Raw genomic sequence first — 18,264 nt, 5'->3', positions numbered from 1 at the left:
AGGAAAAAGATGAGAACTAAAAGATATTTAACATTAAGCTGTTTAGCAGCAAGTATTACTTTAAGCATATCTTGTAATAAACTAGAAGAATATAATCCCTCTGGCGCAACTGCAGATGCTGTATGGTCTACCCCAGAAGGCTTTGTTACCAATGTAAATGCAGCTTACTCAGAACAAAGAGCCTGGTATGGCAGAGAAGATGGTATTTTCATGTCAGAATCTGGCACTGATATATGGTTTAACCGAGATAAAAATACTTACGCAGGGCAATTATCACAGTATGCAGGCTTAACACCCTTACAAGGAAACCCTGTAAGAGCCGTATGGCGAGACTTATGGAAAGCCATTAATATATGTAATGCCGGCATAAACCGGATTAACAATGCTGGCTTCACCAACCAGACCGAAAAAAACAGAAGAGAGGGCGAGCTACGCTTTTTAAGAGCTTTTTATTATTGGCATATTGTTGAAACTTTTGGAGGGGTGATGTTACGTACAGAGGAAACTAAAACACCATTACTAACAGCCACTAGAAGTCCGGTTGAAGATTTTTATAACCTCATGATTTCAGATTTAGAGTTTGCAGTTGCAAACCTTCCTTTACAAAGTGCGTGGGGGAATGAGTACAGTAGAGCAAGCAGGAAATCTGCCATGGGCTTTTTAGCGAGAACCTTACTATCAAGAGCTTATTATTCAACGGGTGCAGAAGCTCAAACCTATTTTACCAGAGCCAGAGACGCTGCTAAAGCCGTAATTGATAACAGAGCAGCTTTGGAAGTAGAACTTTGGGCAAATTATGCTGATATGTGGAACCCTGCTAACAACAAGCGTAATAGGGAAGCGCTTTATGTGGTAAGTAATTCTACTAACCAAACTATTAATTATGATCTTAATGGTAACCGTTTATATCAAGTTTTTCAAGCTCGTTATAATGGCAAACCAGGTTTGGTACAAAGTTTAGAGTACGGCTTTGAAAATAGCAGACGTTTGATGCCAACATTAAGCTTTTTAGATTATTTTAATGAAAATATAGATAGCCGTTACGATGCTTCTTTTCAGGAAATGTGGATTGCAAATACCAATTTTACTTGGACGGCATCATTAGCGGCTACCCATCGTAAACACCCAAGCGTTATTGGAAGAGTTATTAGGGCAGGTATTGATACCGCTTTATTAATCACTAAAAAAGTAGTGCCTAATCATCGGTTAAGACCTTATATCGTTATTGATAGAGATAGCGTTTACAATGCCAATGGAACTATTATTACAGGCGCAGATTATGTTAATTTCAGGAAATTTAGAGACCCAGACCGTACTGCAGCTAATGCGCAGCCAGGTTTTAAAGATGTTATTGTAATGCGTTTGGCAGAAATGTATTTAATAGCTGCTGAGGCGGAGTGGAAGTTAAATAACCCAGGTGCTGCCGCAAATTATATCAATGTTTTAAGAACCAGAGCTGCCAGAAAAACTCCGGTTAACCAAACATCAGCTATGCAGGTCAGCGCTGCAAATATCAATGAGGATTTTATACTGAAAGAAAGGGCAAGAGAATTGGCAGGTGAGCATCTTCGTTGGTTTGATTTAAAGAGGATGTTAGGTGCTAATAACGGACAAGCTTTTGTTGATTTTATAAAAGCACAAAACCCTGATATTACGCAGGTACAACCTTTCCACCGCTTACGCCCAATTAGGCAAGAAGAGTTAAATGCTTTATTAAATGCAGAAGAATTCGGACAAAATCCGGGATATAATTAAAATTTGGTTGGGTTAGGTTAGTAAAGGGGGAAGATTAATTTCTTTCCCCTTTTTTAGTTTATCAATTCAAATTTGATATTAATCATGGTTTTCAATAAAGAGTTTAGCTGATAAACCCTTACCTGGTTATTTGAAGTAACTTCTATAGTTGCAGTATTTGGGGGTAATTTCCTTCACTTAGAACAAATACCTGCATTAAATTATTGGTGTTTTGAGCTAACTCTAGCTCAAAAATATTCCCTTCATTGTTAAGGTTTATTCTTTCTCTTAATACTTTATTATTGTAAATAACTTTAAGTTCATCACCATCTAATTTACCATTATCAAAAATTCTAACTTTTACTTTATTGCTAGTACATGGTATAATGTTAACTAAATGATTTGATAATCTCTCTATAGAGGTAGTGGTATTCGCAATGGTAAAGCTGTTAGACAATTGTTGAATATTAGAAATCTTTTTTATTAATCTAATAGTTCCACTGCCACAAATGTTTTTTCTTTTATCTCTCCCTGTAAAAGTACCCTCTAGAAAATCTATACCATCAACATTTTTTCTATTTAAAGTAGCCTCAATAAAACAAATAATAGATTTATCTTCCTTTATTTTTGTTTTAATAATACTGGTTTCTTTGAATCTTATTGTCCCTTCTTGATTAACAGAACCTAAAATGTTAACAACAGCTTCATCCTTATTACCAATATTAGTTACTGATGTTCCTAGTAATTTCTCCCCATTTATTAATAGGTTTAATTTATAGGTATAGTCTCCTATACCTTTAACAGTTATAGTTCCTAGATATTCTTCTTCAATACTATCAGCATAAGAAAAGGTGTTGAAAAGGGAAAGAGCTAAAAAAAAGATATTATGGATTTCATTTAAGATTGATAAGCTTTAAAAATTTCTTGCTTGTAACGATGAATTCTTGAAGTAGCAAGAAGCACAAAATAGGGAAAACTATAAAAGAAACTTTGTTAAAGTTCCAAGCGCCTACAAAATCTAAATTTATTAATCTGATACAGGCTCTTGTTAAGCCACAACCGTAGCACTCTATATCAGTTAATAAGGTAAATAGACATAAGGTTTGACTATGGTCATCAAATGATGTTTTAGGAATAGAAATAAGCCACAAAGGAAAAGCCGCTAAGCAAATTAACTTAGCGGCTAAAAAATATTTGTTATGCTTTAACTTATAAAGTTTTGTCATAAGGACCATTCTTTGGCTGAAGATCTCCTAAAATAATTCTAATAAAATCAATTAACGACCAAATACCACAACCACCTAAAGTTAATAGTTGAACAACGCCTTGCCAAGTATAGCCTAGGTAAAAACGATGGATACCTAAACCACCAACAAAGAACGCTAGTAATAAAGCTACAAGCTGGCTTTTACCACCTGCTGCCATAACACGTTCAACAAAAGATTTCTTTTCTTTTTTTACCTTCTTTTTAGTGTCTGCTTTAAGGTTTTCTTTTACAGCTTCTGTACTAGCAACTTTTTCTTCAACAGTTACTGGAGTAACAGTGTTGATTATTTTAGAAGCATCGTTTGTTTTTTGTGCTACAGGAAAAGCAGCCCTAGTTTGATTAAATGTTAGCGTAATTAAAACCGCTGTTAATAGAGTAAAAATTATTTTTTTCATAAAATTAAGTTTATTAAGGCTAAACTATAAATTTAATCTATAATACAAATACATTTTTATAAAAATAAATTAATGTCTTTTAAAGATATTTAAGTTTCCTGTATTTGCTTTTAGAAATCAAATATTTCTAATAAAGTTAAAGTAATTTCTATCTCCACTTAAAAGTCTTAATCATTTTATCCATATCTTTTTTGATAAAATCTATCACGGGTTGTATAGAGTCTTGCTGGGGCTTTTCGTTAAAATACAAAGCTGCCCTAAGATAATGGCGGCTACTATCTGTTAAGAAAAATTGGTTGGCTGATGCTGTATTACCGCTTATAGTGTAATAAATGCCGTAAACTTGATCTTGTTTATTGGTGATTAAAGCTTCATCTATTCCGGTAGCTTTAACCGTATGCTTAAAGGCTAATTTTCTTGAGTCTTCTGTGAGTTGTATAAACTCTTGCTGAGAAACAATAGGGTAATAGCTAATATGCAACCTAGCATTAAAGGTAGGAAACGTTAAATTATACCAATTTGGTTGGGCGTTTTTAGAACTATCAGGATACATATTGGCGTATACCGGATACTCAAATTGAAATGGGGCAGTTGAGGAAAAAGTTTGATATTGCTTTTCAGGAAATTCTATCCTAAAATATCCTCTTGGTTTTGGACTAAAATGAGGCTGATTACATGCTAGTATAAATGCGGCAAAACTTATACAAATCCATACATTTAATAGCCTCATAGGGTATAATTATTTAGAATTCCAGATTTCCCAAGATTTCTCTGCTTGTAGTTCTAACATTTCATAACCGTTTTTAATTTGAGCCCCTTTTTCTTTACCTCTTTTTAAGAAGGTGGTTTCTTGGGGGTTGTAAATTAAATCGTAAAATAAATGCTTATCATCAATAAAATCATAAGGGATAGCCGGCGCTTCTTCTATATGAGGATACGTACCAACCGGGCTGGTATTGATGATGATTTTATGCTCTTTAACAACTTCTTTACCTAAATCCTGATAAGAAATAATATTGCCATAAGGCTTACGAGAAACAAAAGTGTAATCTATCTTTAACTTCTCTAGCACATATTTAACGGCTCTTGCAGCGCCACCATTACCTAAAACTAGCGCTTTTTTGTGGTAGCTTTTTAGCATAGGTTTTAAAGATTGCTCAAAACCATAAACATCGGTATTAAAACCTTTTAATTTTGGTTTATGCGCATTCATGGTGCATAACTCGCCAGAAAATAAAGAACCTACAGCATGATGATGGGTAACTTTAATACAATTTACAGCATCAACTTCTTTGGCCACCGGGTCTATTTCATCCAGGTAATACATGATGCCTATTTTATGCGGAATGGTAACATTTATCCCACAAATATCTTTATCGTCTTTAAGTAGCGCCGGAAAATCACTTAAATTTTGAAGCGGATAAAGCTTATACTCATGCTCTGCTAAACCTAATTTCTCAAATTTTTCTGTAAAATATTTCTCAGAAAAAGAGTGGCCTAAAGGGTAGCCAATTAATCCAAATTTCTTCATCAATCTGTCTGGAACGGTATTTAAACCGTATCCTTTACTTCTTATTCAAAAAATGACTAAATGTATCGCCACGCAAACCTAATCTGATGGTTTCTAGCGGGATAACTTCTGCCGGAGCAATATTTCCTAAATTTACATTAGTACCTATTAACTCTATAAACCAAACTTGTTGCGCTTTTTGAGGAGCTTCCCAGATGATGGTTTCTTCTGGTATTTGAGTTAGTATTTCATCAACTAAACCTTGTCTTACTTCTCCAGAATCGCGGTAGATACCTACATTACCACCTTCTCTTGCTTCTGCAATTACTTTCCATGAACCGGCTTCAATTTCGGTTTTCATGAGTTGTATCCATTTATAAGGAGCAAAAATTTTGGTAGCATCTTTAGAGCCTACTTCAGAAATAACTGTAAAATCTTTACTTAGCTTTCTAATATATTCGCACTTTTCATCCTGCTCTATTTCTATAGAACCATCAGAAACTTCTACATACTGCATACCGTATTGTTCTAAAACACGACGGTAATCATCAAACTGGTCTCTTACGATAAAAGCTTCAAATAAAGTACCGCCAAAGTAAACAGGTATGCCGGCATCTTTATAAAGTTTTAATTTCTCCTTTAAATTAGGGGTTACGTAAGATGTAGCCCATCCTAATTTAACAATATCTGTGTGTGTACCCGAAACTTCCAGAAAGTCTTCTACCTGGCGAAGGCTTAAGCCTTTATCCATGACCATGGTTAATCCTTTCTCACGTGGCTTTTGCGTACGCTCAGGAATATTTTTAAGTGTGTAATTCATATTCGGGTGCAAAAATTCAAAAAAAAATTCAAAACTCTATTAACTAGATGCTTTTGATTTTATAATTCTTGAAATCTTATTTAGAGAATCTGTTAATGATATCGATAATAACCTTGTTGTCTTGCAGCTGAGGCAGATATTCAAACAATAAATAATGTTTATCTATATCTGTATTTAATGCCAGTTGCAACTGTGTTAAAGCCTCATTATACTGCCCATCGGCAAATAAATAGGCTACCAGGCGGTAATAAAGCTCGGCAGAATCTGGATTATTTTTAATGCCTTCTGCAATAATTTCGATACAAAGCTTAAGATTGCTCTGTTCAAAAACTATTGACGAATAATCTAACCAAGCTTCTACATCTAAAGGATTAAGCTCAACCACTTTTTCATAAGCCTTTACAGATTCTTCTAAGTTGTTTAACTTGTAGTAAGCATCAGCCATAGCGAACCAAAAATCTGGGTTTTGATCATCCAAATTAAGGGCTTTTTTATAGAAATGTAGCGATTCAAAATAGCGTTCTTCAAAATCAAGCGTAACGCCAATACCATACCAGGCATCAGCCAGTTTGGTATCCATTTTAACAGCTTTTTTGTAATAAGAACGGGCTTCATCCATTTTCTCTAACTTCTCGTAACATTCGCCAATAGCGCAATAGGTATCGGCATTTGGCGGTTCGTATTCAAAAGTTTGCTTATAAACTTCTATAGCTTCGGCATATTTATCTAATTGTACCAAAGCATTGCCCTTGTTAAAGTAGGCAGATGAGAAGTTTTCTTTAATTAAAATAGCATAATCGTAAGCATCAATAGCTTTTTCAAAAAGGCCAATTTTATGGTAAGCGTTACCCAAATTGTACCAAGCAGCAAAAGAGTAAGGCTCGTTATCAATATATTGCTTATAAAACTGTATGCTTTCGTCTTGTTTATCTAATACATCATAACAAAATGCCAACTCGTAAAGTGCATCTTGGTTTTCCATATTATTTTCTAAACAGCGTTTTAGGTAATTTACAGCCTCATCATAATCGCCCATGTTTTGGTATACATAAGCAATTTGCATTAAAACCTCATCTTTAGATTCGGCCATTTCTAATGCTTTTAAAAGATTTTCTAAAGCATCTTCATGACGTTCTAAGCTTTCGTAGATGTTTCCTCTAATGAGGTAGATATCACCTTCTGAGGGTTCTAATAACTCTGCTCTGTCTAAAGAAGCAAAGGCTTTGTCAATTTCATTTGTAAAAACATACAATTGTGCCTGTTTAATTAAAAACATTGCCGCAAAAGGATGCTGCAATACGGCATAATCTATCACCTGTAAGGCTTTTACAGGGTCGTTTTTCTCTATGTAGTAATCAATGATATTTTCAAAAACGTGGGCATCAAAAAAATACTGATCCTGGTTACGAACCATTTCCTCATAACGCTCTACGGATTGTTTTGGATCCTCAGAAAATTCAAAGTCAAATTCTTCTTCTTCCATGACTGTTAATATTATAGAGAACGTAATTTTCTGTACAGTATTGGATAATGCCTAGTATACAGAACATAATTACTCTCAAATTATAATTTATGATATTAATTAAAGGATTTATTTTTCAACAAATAGACACCTCCTATCTTAATTAATTGATAATTAATGCTATACAAAGCCTTTTTTGAGCTATATTTTTTTAAACATTTTAGTTTATGATTGTTAATTAAAGAATGCAAAAATTTAGCCCGATATTTAATCCTTATCAAACAGCACATCATGGAAAACAAAATTCAGCATATTTTACAATTGCTAAATATTAAGGAAATAAACAAAGGGAGTAGCACAGGCAGCCATTGGTTTTACGGTGAAAACCTGACGAGTATTTTCTCACCAGTTGATGGCGAAGAGATTGCCAAAGTAAGTTTTGCCTCTAAAGAGGTTTATGATAAAACGGTTGAACAAGCAGAAAAGGCTTTTGTAATTTGGAGAAATTGGCCAGCACCCAAACGTGGCGAAATAGTAAGACAAATAGGAGAAGCCTTAAGAGCGCATAAAAGTGCTTTAGGCACTTTAGTTTCTTATGAGATGGGAAAAAGCCTGCAAGAAGGTTTGGGAGAAGTACAAGAGATGATAGATATTTGTGATTTTGCTGTTGGCTTATCCAGACAATTATATGGTTTAACCATGCATTCTGAAAGACCGCAACACCGTATGTATGAGCAGTGGCATCCTTTAGGTGCGGTAGGTATCATCTCGGCTTTTAATTTCCCGGTTGCAGTTTGGACTTGGAATGCAGTCCTAGCATGGGTTTGCGGTAATGTTTGTATTTGGAAACCATCAGAAAAGACACCTTTAACGGCCATTGCCTGCCAGCAAATTATCTCAAAAGTTTTTGAAGAAAATAAAGTACCAGAAGGTGTTTCTTGTTTGTTATGTGGTGATAGCATTTTAGGAGAAAAACTGGCTCGTGATAGTAAAATTGCTTTATTATCTGCAACAGGTTCTACCAGAATGGGTAAAGCGGTTGCGCAGGCTGTTGCTGCTAGACTGGGTAAATATTTATTAGAATTAGGAGGCAATAATGCCATCATCATATCTGCCGAAGCAGATTTAGATATGAGCCTTATAGGGGCAGTATTTGGTGCTGTGGGTACAGCCGGACAAAGATGTACTTCTACCCGTAGGTTAATCATCCACGAAAGTGTTTACCATACTTTTAAAGAAAAACTCGTTAAAGCCTATGGGCAACTTAAAATTGGCAACCCTTTGGATGAGCAAAATCATGTTGGTCCGTTGATAGATAAGCAAGCCGTAGCACTTTATTTAGCTGCTATAGAAAAATGCAAGGCACAAGGCGGAAATTTTATTGTTGAAGGCGGAGTTTTAAGTGGCGAAGTTTACACCTCGGGTTGTTATGTTAAACCTTGTATTGCTGAAGTAGAACCTCATTTTGATATCGTAAAAACAGAAACTTTTGCGCCTATTTTGTATATCATGAAATACAAAAGTTTAGATGAAGCTATAGCTATACAGAATGATGTTCCGCAAGGCTTATCATCTGCCATCATGACGAATAATTTAAGAGAAGCCGAGCTGTTTTTAAGCGTTAATGGATCTGATTGTGGTATTGCAAATGTAAATATTGGCACATCTGGTGCAGAAATTGGCGGTGCTTTTGGTGGTGAAAAAGAAACCGGAGGCGGTAGAGAATCTGGTTCTGATGCTTGGAGAGCCTATATGAGAAGGCAAACCAATACCATCAATTATTCAACACAGCTTCCTTTAGCACAAGGCATAAAATTTGATATATAAATGTTTTTAAACCCTTTATCTTTAATATTAAATAGCATACATAAAAATCACGATGATGAAATTAAATTTAAGACACACCTTATTAACTGCTACAGCAGTAATGCTTCAGTTGGCAGTTGCCAATAGCCAAACACACCATAATCATCAAGAACATAGCGGTAAAGACCATAAAGGTCTTAGTATAGAAGCGCTTAAAGAAAGTAACGAGTTCCCTAATGCAAAACTTAGCATGAGCAATATAACTACAGAACCATTGGGTACCGACTCTGTGAAGGTAACTTTTAACTTTGATGTGAAGAATTACGAGCTTACCAAGCAAACAGAAAACATGCCTGAAGAGCATTGTGCTAACTCTGCTGAAGGGCAACACATCCATTTTATTTTAGATAATAAACCTTACCAAGCTTTATACAAGCCAACCAATACGGTTAAATTGGCTAAAAATAGCGAGCATTATTTGCTTAATTTCTTGTCTAGGTCTTACCATTTATCGGTAAAATCTCCAGAAGCATCTGTTTTAATTAAATTTAAAATTGATGAAAATGGGAAATTTGTATCGCTTCCTACACCTAAAGAGCCCATGCTATTTTACAGCAGACCAAAGGGAGATTATAAAGGTCAGGATGCTAAAAATGTCTTGTTAGATTTCTTTGTTTACAATGCTAAACTTTCTGCTAAAGACTATAAAGTAAAGGTTAATGTTGCCGATACTTCTTTTACAGTAGATAATTGGACACCTTATTTTATTAAAGGCGCACCAGCAGGTAATTTAAAAATCAGGATTGAGCTGGTAGATAAAAACGGTAAAACCGTTAGTAATGCCTTTAACCCAACAGAAAGAACTGTTTCTATACAGCCGTAAAATAAAAAACGGGGCTGTCTCAAACTACTACTTTGTGTCAAGCTGAGCGGAGTCGAAGCCTTTTCTGAGCATATCAGAGAACATTTCGACTCCGCTCAATGTGACAAATATGATTTTTGAGACCGCCTCGTTTTTATTACTAAACTAAGCACCTTACATCACTACTACTCCCTTAGCTTCAAAGCTAAGTTTTACTTTAGAAGTAGTTATTTTATTGATTTCTTCTTGAGATTTTCCAGCGTCTTCTGCATAATGTCTTTGAGTTTCTACAGAAACGGTATCTATTTTGGCAATACCATCTAAAACAACTGTTTTACCAGCTATATCTTCAGGAACAAAGAAAGCATAGTTTTTAAAGGTTACATGTAAATCTTCGCCTTCTGCTGATTTTACTTTTAGCCAGCATCCTTTTTTCTGACAAACTTCTGTAACCACACCCGTAATTTTAGCTTCGGTAGCGCCAGATTTTTCTGCAACAGATTTAACAGCTTCTAAACTTTGTATGTTATTATCAAAAACAGAATCGCCATAAGTTGTGCCTTTAACTAATTGTGGCCCTTTTAACTCTACCTTTTGTGATATAGAATTACATGATATGGCAAAAACAGCAGTAAAAGAGAGTAGTAATATTCTTTTCATCTTTAAATTATTTGATTTCTTGCTTGGGTAGTACAAGAATAATGCATAACAAAAATGGGCTTTTTCTTCCTCATTTAAATCCTAACGATGAAGAAAAATATAAATTTTTACGATGAGCTAACTATCCAAACAACAAGCTAAACATTTCTTCTACTTTGGCTACGGTTTTAATCTCGATTTTAAACTTACTGATATCTAGACCTTTTTTGTTGTACTTAGAGATGAAAATTTGCTCGAAACCCAGCTTCTGGGCTTCTGCAATACGTTGCTCTATCCGGGTAACGGCTCTAATCTCTCCAGATAAACCTACCTCGGCAGCAAAACAAATTTTATAAGAAACCGGAATATCCTCATGCGAAGAAATTATTGCTGCTACCAAGCCTAAATCTATACTAGGATCTTCTACCCTTATACCGCCCGCTATATTCAAGAAAACATCTTTTGCACCTAACTTAAATCCGCATCTTTTCTCTAAAACGGCTAAAAGCATGTTCATACGGCGGGTATCAAAACCTGTTGCGGAACGTTGTGGTGTACCGTAAGGCGATGTACTTACCAATGCCTGGGTTTCTATCAGCATAGGGCGCATGCCTTCCATAGTGGCCGATATGGTAACGCCACTTAAAGGCTCTTCCCTTTGCGATAACAGTATTTCTGAAGGATTAGAAACTTCTCTAAGCCCTGTTCCTTCCATTTCATAAATACCTAGTTCTGATGCCGAGCCAAATCTGTTTTTAATAGCTCTTAATATTCTGTAAACGTGATGTCTATCTCCTTCAAACTGCAGAACGGTATCTACCATGTGTTCTAATATTTTTGGTCCGGCTATCATTCCATCTTTGGTAATATGCCCAATTAAAAATACAGGTGTTGATGATTCTTTAGCAAAACGTAAAAGTTCTGCCGTACATTCTCTCACCTGCGAAACACTTCCCGGAGTAGATTCTATATGTGATGAATGTAAGGTTTGAATAGAATCGATAATCACCAAATTAGGCTCAAGAAGCTCTATTTGCTTAAATATATTTTGTGTTGATGTTTCTGTGAGGATATAACAGTCTGACACCGGTTTAGCTAATATACGCTCTGCCCTGAGCTTGATTTGCTGCTCGCTCTCCTCGCCAGATACATAAAGTACTTTTAGTTTAGGCACAATAAGGGCCAATTGCAACATCAAGGTAGATTTACCTATGCCCGGCTCGCCACCTATCAATACCAATGAACCACCAACAATACCACCACCAAGCACACGGTTTAGTTCTTTATCTGGTGTAACCAAACGGTGTTCTTCTGTATATACAATTTCTTGAACTTTTGATGGCTTGTTTACCCTGCTGTGTGATGCAGTTCCAGCACTTTTCCAATCGGGTACGCCGCTAGATTTTTTCTCTACCACTTCTTCAACAAAAGTGTTCCATTGCTGGCATGAAGGGCATTTACCTAACCATTTAGCAGATTCGTATCCGCAACTCTGACAGAAATAAGAAGATTTAGTTTTAGCCAAGGCAATTTTGTTTTGTTCCTTTACGAAGTACGATGTTTATTGCCACAGTTGCAAGGGCTGATGTTTCTTTAGTAGGATGGACGTGGTTTTATGTTATCCTGCGGAATGTGAAATGTCCTCTTAAAGTAGAAAGTACAGATTAGAAAGTAGAAAGACTTTTTTAAGTCGGATATTTAGGAACTAACTTTAATTACTAAAAAAATCTTTCCGAAGAACGAGTGTGGCATATGAAGATTTGGAAGCGAAGTCAAATAAATCTTTTGTAGAAACTTTTATTAAGCAGTATCGGGAAACAATCCGACGGGTGTCGTAGATACTTTCATCAAGTAAAACCATTCACACTACTCAGGATTGTGGATAAAGATTTATTTAGACGCAACGACAAAATATTCATCAGCCTTGCCTGCCTGCCGGTAGGCAGGATTTATTCATTTTTTGGTTATGGTTTTTCTTAGGCATTCATGAACTCGTTCCTCGTTTTTTGGGCACTTTTTTTCAAGAAAAAAGTAAATAGGGTTGGCCGCCTATGAGGCCGGAAAGCCTTGTGTGTAAAGGCCAAATTTTGAGATATATAACAGATTTGAAAGATATTAAAAGGCTTAAACCCAATTGCCTTTATTTTTTTAACATCACACTTACCAAAGAAGAAACACTAGCCTCTACCAATAAAGTAGCTTTACTTTTATGATCTGCTGCAAAAGCTTCTTCTGTTTTTTGTTGTTTTAATCCTAATGAAAGTCCTAAAATTAAAACTACAGGAACTATTAACATAATAAATGGCGATACAGAGGTTGATATATTTTTCATTTTATTTAGTTTTTATCTTTTTTGTTGAAACAAATATTCACCATCTTTTTAGCTTCCTAAAAAGTATTATACTAAGCCGCTATATTTAAAGACGAATAGCCTTTTTGCTAGATAAAGTCATTTTTAGTGGAAATGCCCGTTGGTAGATAAAATATCGGCGTTGGTAGAAAAAAGCATTAGAAAAAGGCGTAAAAACCGATAATTTTAAGACATTAGAGAAAATGAACTGGAGAAAGAAAATAATGCTACATGGCATGGTATGGGCTTTTTTAATAGCCCTGTTTACCTTGGTAGCTTCCGGCGGATTTAACTCTAGCAAAGGTTTTTACATCCACTTCATCAATATGTCTATCCTTAACGTAATTATTTTTTACGTTAACCTGTACATCATCATTCCGGCAACATTAAATAAAAGGAAGTTTTTTTGGTGGTTTTTCTCCTGCTTTATTGTGGTTGTGTTTTTCACTCTGATTAAATATGCCGAAAGCTTTTATATGTTTAAGCTCAGCAATTTAGACATCACCATAGAGGGAAAAAAAATAGCCAATGAAGAGTTTTGGGCAAACATGATTTCTTTTTTCTTAACCAATGGTTTCTTCATCTTCATAAGTACTGTTTATAAATTTACGGTCGATTGGTTTTTTAACGAGAAAGAGAAAAGCGATTTAGAAAAGCAAAGTTTATCGGCAGAGTTGGCTTTTTTAAAATCGCAAATAAACCCACACTTCTTGTTCAACTCGCTTAATAATATTTACTCTTTGGCCTATCAAAAATCTGATGCTACGCCAAATGCTATTCTAAAACTATCAGAAATTATGCGCTATATGCTCTACGAGAGTAATGATAGCAGGGTAAATTTGGCTAAAGAGATTAATTATCTGCAAAGTTATATAGAGCTTCAAAAGCTAAGATTTAGAGAAGGGGCACATGTGGTTTTAGAGGTAGAGGGCGAAGTTAAAGACCAAGTTATTGTGCCTTTAATCTTAATCTCTTTTGTGGAGAACGCCTTTAAACACGGTGTAGCAACAGATGAGCGTAACCCTATTTACATCAATATATCGCTTTTTGAAAATACTATACTTTTTACTTTGCGTAACCTTAAGAATAAGCAAAACAAAGATCAAACTGGTGGTATAGGTATGGTAAATGTTAAAAGACGTTTAGACCTCACCTATCCACAGCAATATAAACTTACCGTAGAGGATGGCGAAGAGCATTATTTCTGCGAATTATATTTAAATTTATAGCCATGATACGCTGCCTTGTTGTAGATGACGAGCCTTTGGCTATTGATATAATCTCTGATTATATTGAGAAAATACCTTTTCTTACTTTAGTTAAGAGCTACCAAAACCCTATTGAAGCTTTAATGGCCGTACAAAATGGCGAAGCTGATTTGGTTTTCCTAGATGTACAAATGCCAGAACTTACAGGCATTCAGTTTTTAAAAATTGCTAACGGAAAGTGTAAGGTTATTTTAACTACCGCTTACCAAGAGTATGCTTTAGAAGGTTACGAACTTAATGTGGTTGATTATCTATTAAAGCCAGTAGCTTTTGAGCGTTTTTACCAAGCAGCACAAAAAGCACAACAATTGTTATGTAATGTAGCTGCTCCGCTTCCTGTAGAAACTAATGCTGCTCCAGCCCCCATCAATAATTTTATTTTCGTTAAAACAGAGCATAAAATCCAAAAAATATACTTGAATGATATTTTGTTTATAGAGGGTTTGAAAGATTATATCTCCATCTATACCAAAACAGAACGTATTATTACCCTACAAAGCATGAAAAAAATGGAGGATGTTTTACCAGAGCATCAATTCATCAGGGTACATAAATCTTATATTCTTGCTTTAGATAAAATTGAAAGTATAGAACGTAGCCGGATTACTATTGGAGATAAAATTATCCCGATAGGAGACACCTACCGGGATGGATTTTTTAAAGCTATAGAGAGTAGAAATGTTTAATCGTTAAATGTGATAACAATCTTTCCAAACTGGTCTGATTGATCCATTAAACGGATAGCTTGCTCTGCATCTTCACAAGCAAAAACACTTTCTACCACAGGTTTAATTTCATGTTTGGTCATAAATTGCAGCATATCCTCAAATTCTTGAGCCGTACCCATAGTAGTGCCCATAATTTGTAGTTGTTTCCAGAAGATGATACGGGCATTTAGAGGAGGTAAATCTCCGGCTGTAGCCCCAAAGAAAACCAAACGAGCACCAGGTTTTACATGGTTTAAATGCTTGGCGAAACCTTCACCAATAGCGCTATCAATAATCACATCAAAACCATCGGCAGCTAAGGCTTGTAAATCTGTATCATAGCTTTCGCTTTTATAATTTATACCACCCTTTGCTCCTAGTGTAATTGCTTTGGCTATTTTATCATCAGAACCAGAGGTTACATAAACCTCAGCACCTGCATGAATAGCCCAAAGTAAAGCAAAAGTAGCTGCGCCACCACCTATACCAACGAGGAGTACTTTCTCATCTTTTTGAAGTTGTGCTTTGGTAAATAAAGCTCGGTATGCGGTTAATCCTGCCAAGGGGAAAGCTGCCGCTTCTATATAGTTTAGATATTTAGGCTTTTCGTAAACTTGTGCTACAGGTACTTTAACATATGCTGCAAAAGTACCATCATCTGGCAAACCCAATATTTTAAAATCTTTTCCTTGATAATTTGGAGCATCGCCCCAGTTAAAAGAAGGGTTTATAACTACTTCTTTGCCTATCCAGTGTTGGTTGGCATCGTCAAAAACTTCTGCTATAACACCACAGCCATCAGAACCTAAAGTAATAGGGAACTTTAAGCCTGCATATTTACCTTGTTGTATCCAGTAATCTCTACGGTTAAAAGCTGCTGCTTTTATCTTTACCAATACCTCGCCAGCGTTAAGTGTAGGCTTGCTAACTTCTTCTAATTTAAGGGGTTCTTTTATGCCGTGAAGCACTAAAGCTTTCATCATCTTCTAAATTTGTTGTATATAAAAAATATGATGACCAATATAATCACCACAACAAATATACCTACATAATAACCAGCTTTAAAAATAGTACCTATAGCTTCGCAACTGCTTAACAGGGTTAACAAAAGCAATAAGCTTGGGATGGATAATTTTTTCATAGATCATAAAAAAGCGGAGAGATGAATTTCCCCCCGCTTTTTAAGCATTAAAATAATGCCAAATTATTTTGCAGCTGCAAAACGCTCTGCAACAGCATCCCAGTTTACTACATTCCAAAATGCAGCAATATAATCAGGACGTTTGTTTTGATATTTTAAGTAGTAAGCATGTTCCCAAACATCCATACCTAAGATTGGCGTACCTTTAACCTCAGCAATATCCATTAAAGGGTTGTCTTGGTTTGGAGTTGAAGTTACTGCTAATTTACCATCAGCAACAATTAACCAAGCCCAACCAGAACCAAAACGAGTAGCACCTGCTTCAGCAAATTTAGTTTTGAAATCTTCAAAAGAACCAAAAGCTGCATTAATAGCATCAGCCAACTCGCCACTTGGTGCGCCACCAGCATTTGGACCCATTACAGCCCAAAATAAAGAGTGATTGTAGTGACCGCCACCATTATTTCTTACCGCAGCAGGGTAAGCAGAAATGTTTTGGCAAATTTCTTCAATAGAAGAACCGTCTTCTTTACCTTCTAAAGCTTTGTTTAAATTGGTAACGTAAGCAGCATGGTGTTTGCCATGGTGGATTTCCATTGTAGTAGCATCAATATGTGGTTCTAATGCGTTAGTTGCGTATGGTAACGCTGGTAATTCAAAAGCCATAATTTATTTATTTTAAGATTTAACAATATGAGTTAATAGTTACAAAGATAAAGTACTACAAGTATTTTTTGTTTTATTAATGTTAAGATTTGTTTCTCTTCTCTTGAAAAAATTTACGTACCAAATCTCCACAGCTTTCTTGCAAAATGCCCCCTACAAAAATAGTTTTGGGGTGTAATATTGAAGGACTAACCCTGCTAAAACCTCTTTGGGTATCGTAAGCTCCAAAAACAATTTTACTTACTTGTGTCCAGTAAGAAGCGCCAGCACACATTACACAAGGCTCCATGGTTACATATAAAGTGCAATCTTTTAAATATTTGCCCCCCATGGCATTGCTTGCCGCTGTAAAAGCTTGCATTTCTGCATGGGCTGTAACATCATTTAAACGCTCTGTAAGGTTATACCCTCTGCCAATAATTCTACCATTAGCGGCTACAACAATAGCGCCAATGGGCACTTCATCAGCCGCTAAGGCCAATAAAGCTTCCTTATAGGCTTCTTTCATGTAAAACTCGTCTGTAGATATTTCAGGCTCTTCGCCAAATGTGTAACGCATATCTAAATCAATTTTGCTCCGTTTGGTACTTTATGCTCTGTTGTGGCCAGTACAATAGCGCCATTTTCATCCGGGAAACCGGTAACTAAAAACTCAGACATGAACTTGCCTATTTGCTTTTTTGGAAAATTTACCACACCTATAATTTGTTTGCCTATTAAATCTTCTGCCTGATAGTGAGTAGTAATTTGTGCGCTAGACCATTTAAGACCTAGCTCACCAAAATCTACTTTCACCTTCCAAGCGGGTTTCTTTGCTTCCGGAAAAGGTGCTACTTCAATAATGGTTCCTGCCCTTAGCTCAACTTTTTCAAAATCTGCCCAGTTGATAAACTCCATAACCCTTTATTTTTTAGTGGCTGCGTAACCAAAAACTTTTTGCAATAAAGGCGTAGACCTTGCTGCTGCTTGCTGTCTTATTTTTAACTCTTCTTGAGCGATTTCTACAAATAGGCCGGCTATAGCTTTATCGGTAACATAACCTGTTAAATCTGTTTGTATAGGTTTTACCAAAGGTATTTTATTGTACCGGGTGGTAACATCCGTCCAGTAACGGGTAGCCCCCACTTTATTGATGCTACTTTCTATAACAGGTCTAAATTTTTGCGCTAATAAACTGCTGGTTGTTCTTTTAAAATAATTGGTAGCAGCATCTTGTTGGCCTAATAAAATATTACTTACATCCTGAAAAGTCATTTGCTTTATAGCAGCCACAAAAATAGGCTTAGCTTCTTTTGCGGCATCTTCTGCAGCTCGGTTTAAACTCAAGATAACATTATCGCAAAGCTGGTTTAAACCTAAAGAACGCAAAGTGTTTTCTACTTTTTTGGCTTCATCAGGAAATAAAATCTTAACAGCCATATTGCCTAAGAAACCATCTTTGGCAGATAATCTATCGGCACTGTAATTAGTACCAAATTCTAAGGCTTGTTTTAAACCCATACTCATTTCGGTTTGGGTTGGTGTAACTACCTGGTTAAGTACACCACCATAAGCACCTGCATATTGGTTTAAAGTTTCGCAACTGCTTAATAAAAAAGTAGTTGTAATAGCTGCTGCTAAAGCAATTTTTTTCATGT

At 35.7% G+C, this 18,264-nt stretch carries 20 protein-coding genes; 5 read left to right on the top strand and 15 right to left on the bottom strand.

From position 1 onward, the window contains the following. Positions 1-9: 9 nt before the first annotated feature. A complete protein-coding gene (locus tag FYC62_RS13385; protein ID WP_168199450.1) occupies positions 10-1,755 on the top strand; it encodes a RagB/SusD family nutrient uptake outer membrane protein in 1,746 nt (581 codons plus the stop codon). Positions 1,756-1,897: 142 nt separating this feature from the next. Here FYC62_RS13385 and FYC62_RS13380 read toward each other — a convergent pair whose 3' ends face one another. The 7 genes from FYC62_RS13380 to FYC62_RS13350 all read right to left on the bottom strand — a co-directional run bounded on the left by FYC62_RS13380 (position 1,898) and on the right by FYC62_RS13350 (position 7,209). After that, positions 1,898-2,191 (bottom strand): hypothetical protein, encoded by a 294-nt coding sequence (locus FYC62_RS13380; protein WP_149075295.1) that lies wholly within the window; start codon positions 2,189-2,191, stop codon positions 1,898-1,900. Between the two features lie 436 nt (positions 2,192-2,627). After that, a complete protein-coding gene (locus FYC62_RS13375; RefSeq protein ID WP_168199449.1) occupies positions 2,628-2,960 on the bottom strand; it encodes a DUF2752 domain-containing protein in 333 nt (110 codons plus the stop codon). Continuing rightward, positions 2,944-3,396, bottom strand: a complete 453-nt coding sequence (locus FYC62_RS17340) for a TM2 domain-containing protein (protein ID WP_205943725.1) — start codon at positions 3,394-3,396, stop codon at positions 2,944-2,946. The genes FYC62_RS13375 and FYC62_RS17340 overlap by 17 nt, the downstream gene beginning before the upstream one ends. Before the next feature lie 148 nt (positions 3,397-3,544). After that, positions 3,545-4,126 carry a gliding motility lipoprotein GldD gene (gldD, locus tag FYC62_RS13365; RefSeq protein WP_039454791.1) on the bottom strand — a complete coding sequence of 194 codons (582 nt, stop codon included), beginning with the start codon at positions 4,124-4,126 and terminating at the stop codon, positions 3,545-3,547. Between the two features lie 9 nt (positions 4,127-4,135). Beyond that, the gene (locus FYC62_RS13360) at positions 4,136-4,927 is read right to left on the bottom strand and encodes a shikimate dehydrogenase family protein (protein WP_149075293.1); all 792 of its coding nucleotides are present in this window, start codon (positions 4,925-4,927) and stop codon (positions 4,136-4,138) included. A 34-nt stretch (positions 4,928-4,961) separates the two neighbouring features. Continuing rightward, entirely contained in the window at positions 4,962-5,726 is a 765-nt protein-coding gene (locus tag FYC62_RS13355; RefSeq protein ID WP_039454795.1) for a phosphosulfolactate synthase, read from the bottom strand. A 76-nt stretch (positions 5,727-5,802) separates the two neighbouring features. Next, the gene (locus FYC62_RS13350; RefSeq protein WP_039454797.1) at positions 5,803-7,209 is read right to left on the bottom strand and encodes a tetratricopeptide repeat protein; all 1,407 of its coding nucleotides are present in this window, start codon (positions 7,207-7,209) and stop codon (positions 5,803-5,805) included. A gap of 270 nt (positions 7,210-7,479) precedes the next feature. On the opposite strand from FYC62_RS13350, the gene amaB reads away from it, so the two are divergent. Both amaB and FYC62_RS13340 read left to right on the top strand, forming a co-directional pair. After that, complete coding sequence (gene amaB, locus FYC62_RS13345) at positions 7,480-9,015, top strand: L-piperidine-6-carboxylate dehydrogenase (RefSeq protein WP_149075292.1); 1,536 nt, start codon at positions 7,480-7,482, stop codon at positions 9,013-9,015. 52 nt (positions 9,016-9,067) lie between these two features. Then, the gene (locus tag FYC62_RS13340) at positions 9,068-9,877 is read left to right on the top strand and encodes a hypothetical protein (protein WP_149075291.1); all 810 of its coding nucleotides are present in this window, start codon (positions 9,068-9,070) and stop codon (positions 9,875-9,877) included. A gap of 153 nt (positions 9,878-10,030) precedes the next feature. Here FYC62_RS13340 and FYC62_RS13335 read toward each other — a convergent pair whose 3' ends face one another. From FYC62_RS13335 to FYC62_RS13325, 3 genes are all read right to left on the bottom strand, one after another. Continuing rightward, on the bottom strand, positions 10,031-10,516 hold the full coding sequence (locus FYC62_RS13335; protein WP_149075290.1) for a DUF4920 domain-containing protein: 486 nt from the start codon (positions 10,514-10,516) through the stop codon (positions 10,031-10,033). 121 nt (positions 10,517-10,637) lie between these two features. Then, positions 10,638-12,020, bottom strand: a complete 1,383-nt coding sequence (radA, locus tag FYC62_RS13330) for a DNA repair protein RadA (protein WP_149075289.1) — start codon at positions 12,018-12,020, stop codon at positions 10,638-10,640. 615 nt (positions 12,021-12,635) lie between these two features. Beyond that, entirely contained in the window at positions 12,636-12,827 is a 192-nt protein-coding gene (locus FYC62_RS13325) for a hypothetical protein (RefSeq protein WP_149075288.1), read from the bottom strand. Positions 12,828-13,048: 221 nt separating this feature from the next. On the opposite strand from FYC62_RS13325, the gene FYC62_RS13320 reads away from it, so the two are divergent. Together FYC62_RS13320 and FYC62_RS13315 are read left to right on the top strand one after the other, a co-directional pair. Then, positions 13,049-14,074, top strand: coding sequence for a sensor histidine kinase (locus FYC62_RS13320; protein ID WP_039454019.1), 1,026 nt, complete (start codon positions 13,049-13,051; stop codon positions 14,072-14,074). Between the two features lie 2 nt (positions 14,075-14,076). Continuing rightward, positions 14,077-14,799 (top strand): LytR/AlgR family response regulator transcription factor, encoded by a 723-nt coding sequence (locus tag FYC62_RS13315; RefSeq protein WP_149075287.1) that lies wholly within the window; start codon positions 14,077-14,079, stop codon positions 14,797-14,799. Here the strand turns inward: FYC62_RS13315 and FYC62_RS13310 are convergent. The 5 genes from FYC62_RS13310 to FYC62_RS13285 form a co-directional block, all read right to left on the bottom strand. Continuing rightward, positions 14,796-15,803: a zinc-binding dehydrogenase gene (locus FYC62_RS13310; protein ID WP_240534734.1), complete on the bottom strand. Its 1,008-nt coding sequence runs from the start codon at positions 15,801-15,803 to the stop codon at positions 14,796-14,798. The genes FYC62_RS13315 and FYC62_RS13310 overlap by 4 nt on opposite strands. A 221-nt stretch (positions 15,804-16,024) precedes the next feature. Next, a complete protein-coding gene (locus FYC62_RS13300) occupies positions 16,025-16,627 on the bottom strand; it encodes a superoxide dismutase (RefSeq protein ID WP_149075286.1) in 603 nt (200 codons plus the stop codon). A gap of 82 nt (positions 16,628-16,709) precedes the next feature. After that, the gene (locus FYC62_RS13295) at positions 16,710-17,186 is read right to left on the bottom strand and encodes a nucleoside deaminase (protein WP_039454035.1); all 477 of its coding nucleotides are present in this window, start codon (positions 17,184-17,186) and stop codon (positions 16,710-16,712) included. Between the two features lie 2 nt (positions 17,187-17,188). Then, positions 17,189-17,524, bottom strand: a complete 336-nt coding sequence (locus tag FYC62_RS13290) for a tRNA-binding protein (RefSeq protein ID WP_039454037.1) — start codon at positions 17,522-17,524, stop codon at positions 17,189-17,191. 6 nt (positions 17,525-17,530) lie between these two features. Beyond that, positions 17,531-18,262: a DUF4197 domain-containing protein gene (locus FYC62_RS13285; RefSeq protein WP_039454039.1), complete on the bottom strand. Its 732-nt coding sequence runs from the start codon at positions 18,260-18,262 to the stop codon at positions 17,531-17,533. Positions 18,263-18,264: the final 2 nt, after the last annotated feature.

The organism is Pedobacter aquae (assembly GCF_008195825.1).
In the GTDB taxonomy this organism is placed as follows: Bacteria; Bacteroidota; Bacteroidia; order Sphingobacteriales; family Sphingobacteriaceae; genus Pseudopedobacter; species Pseudopedobacter aquae.
The sequence above is the reverse complement of the archived record's forward strand: the minus strand, read 5'-3'. Positions and strand labels throughout refer to the sequence as shown.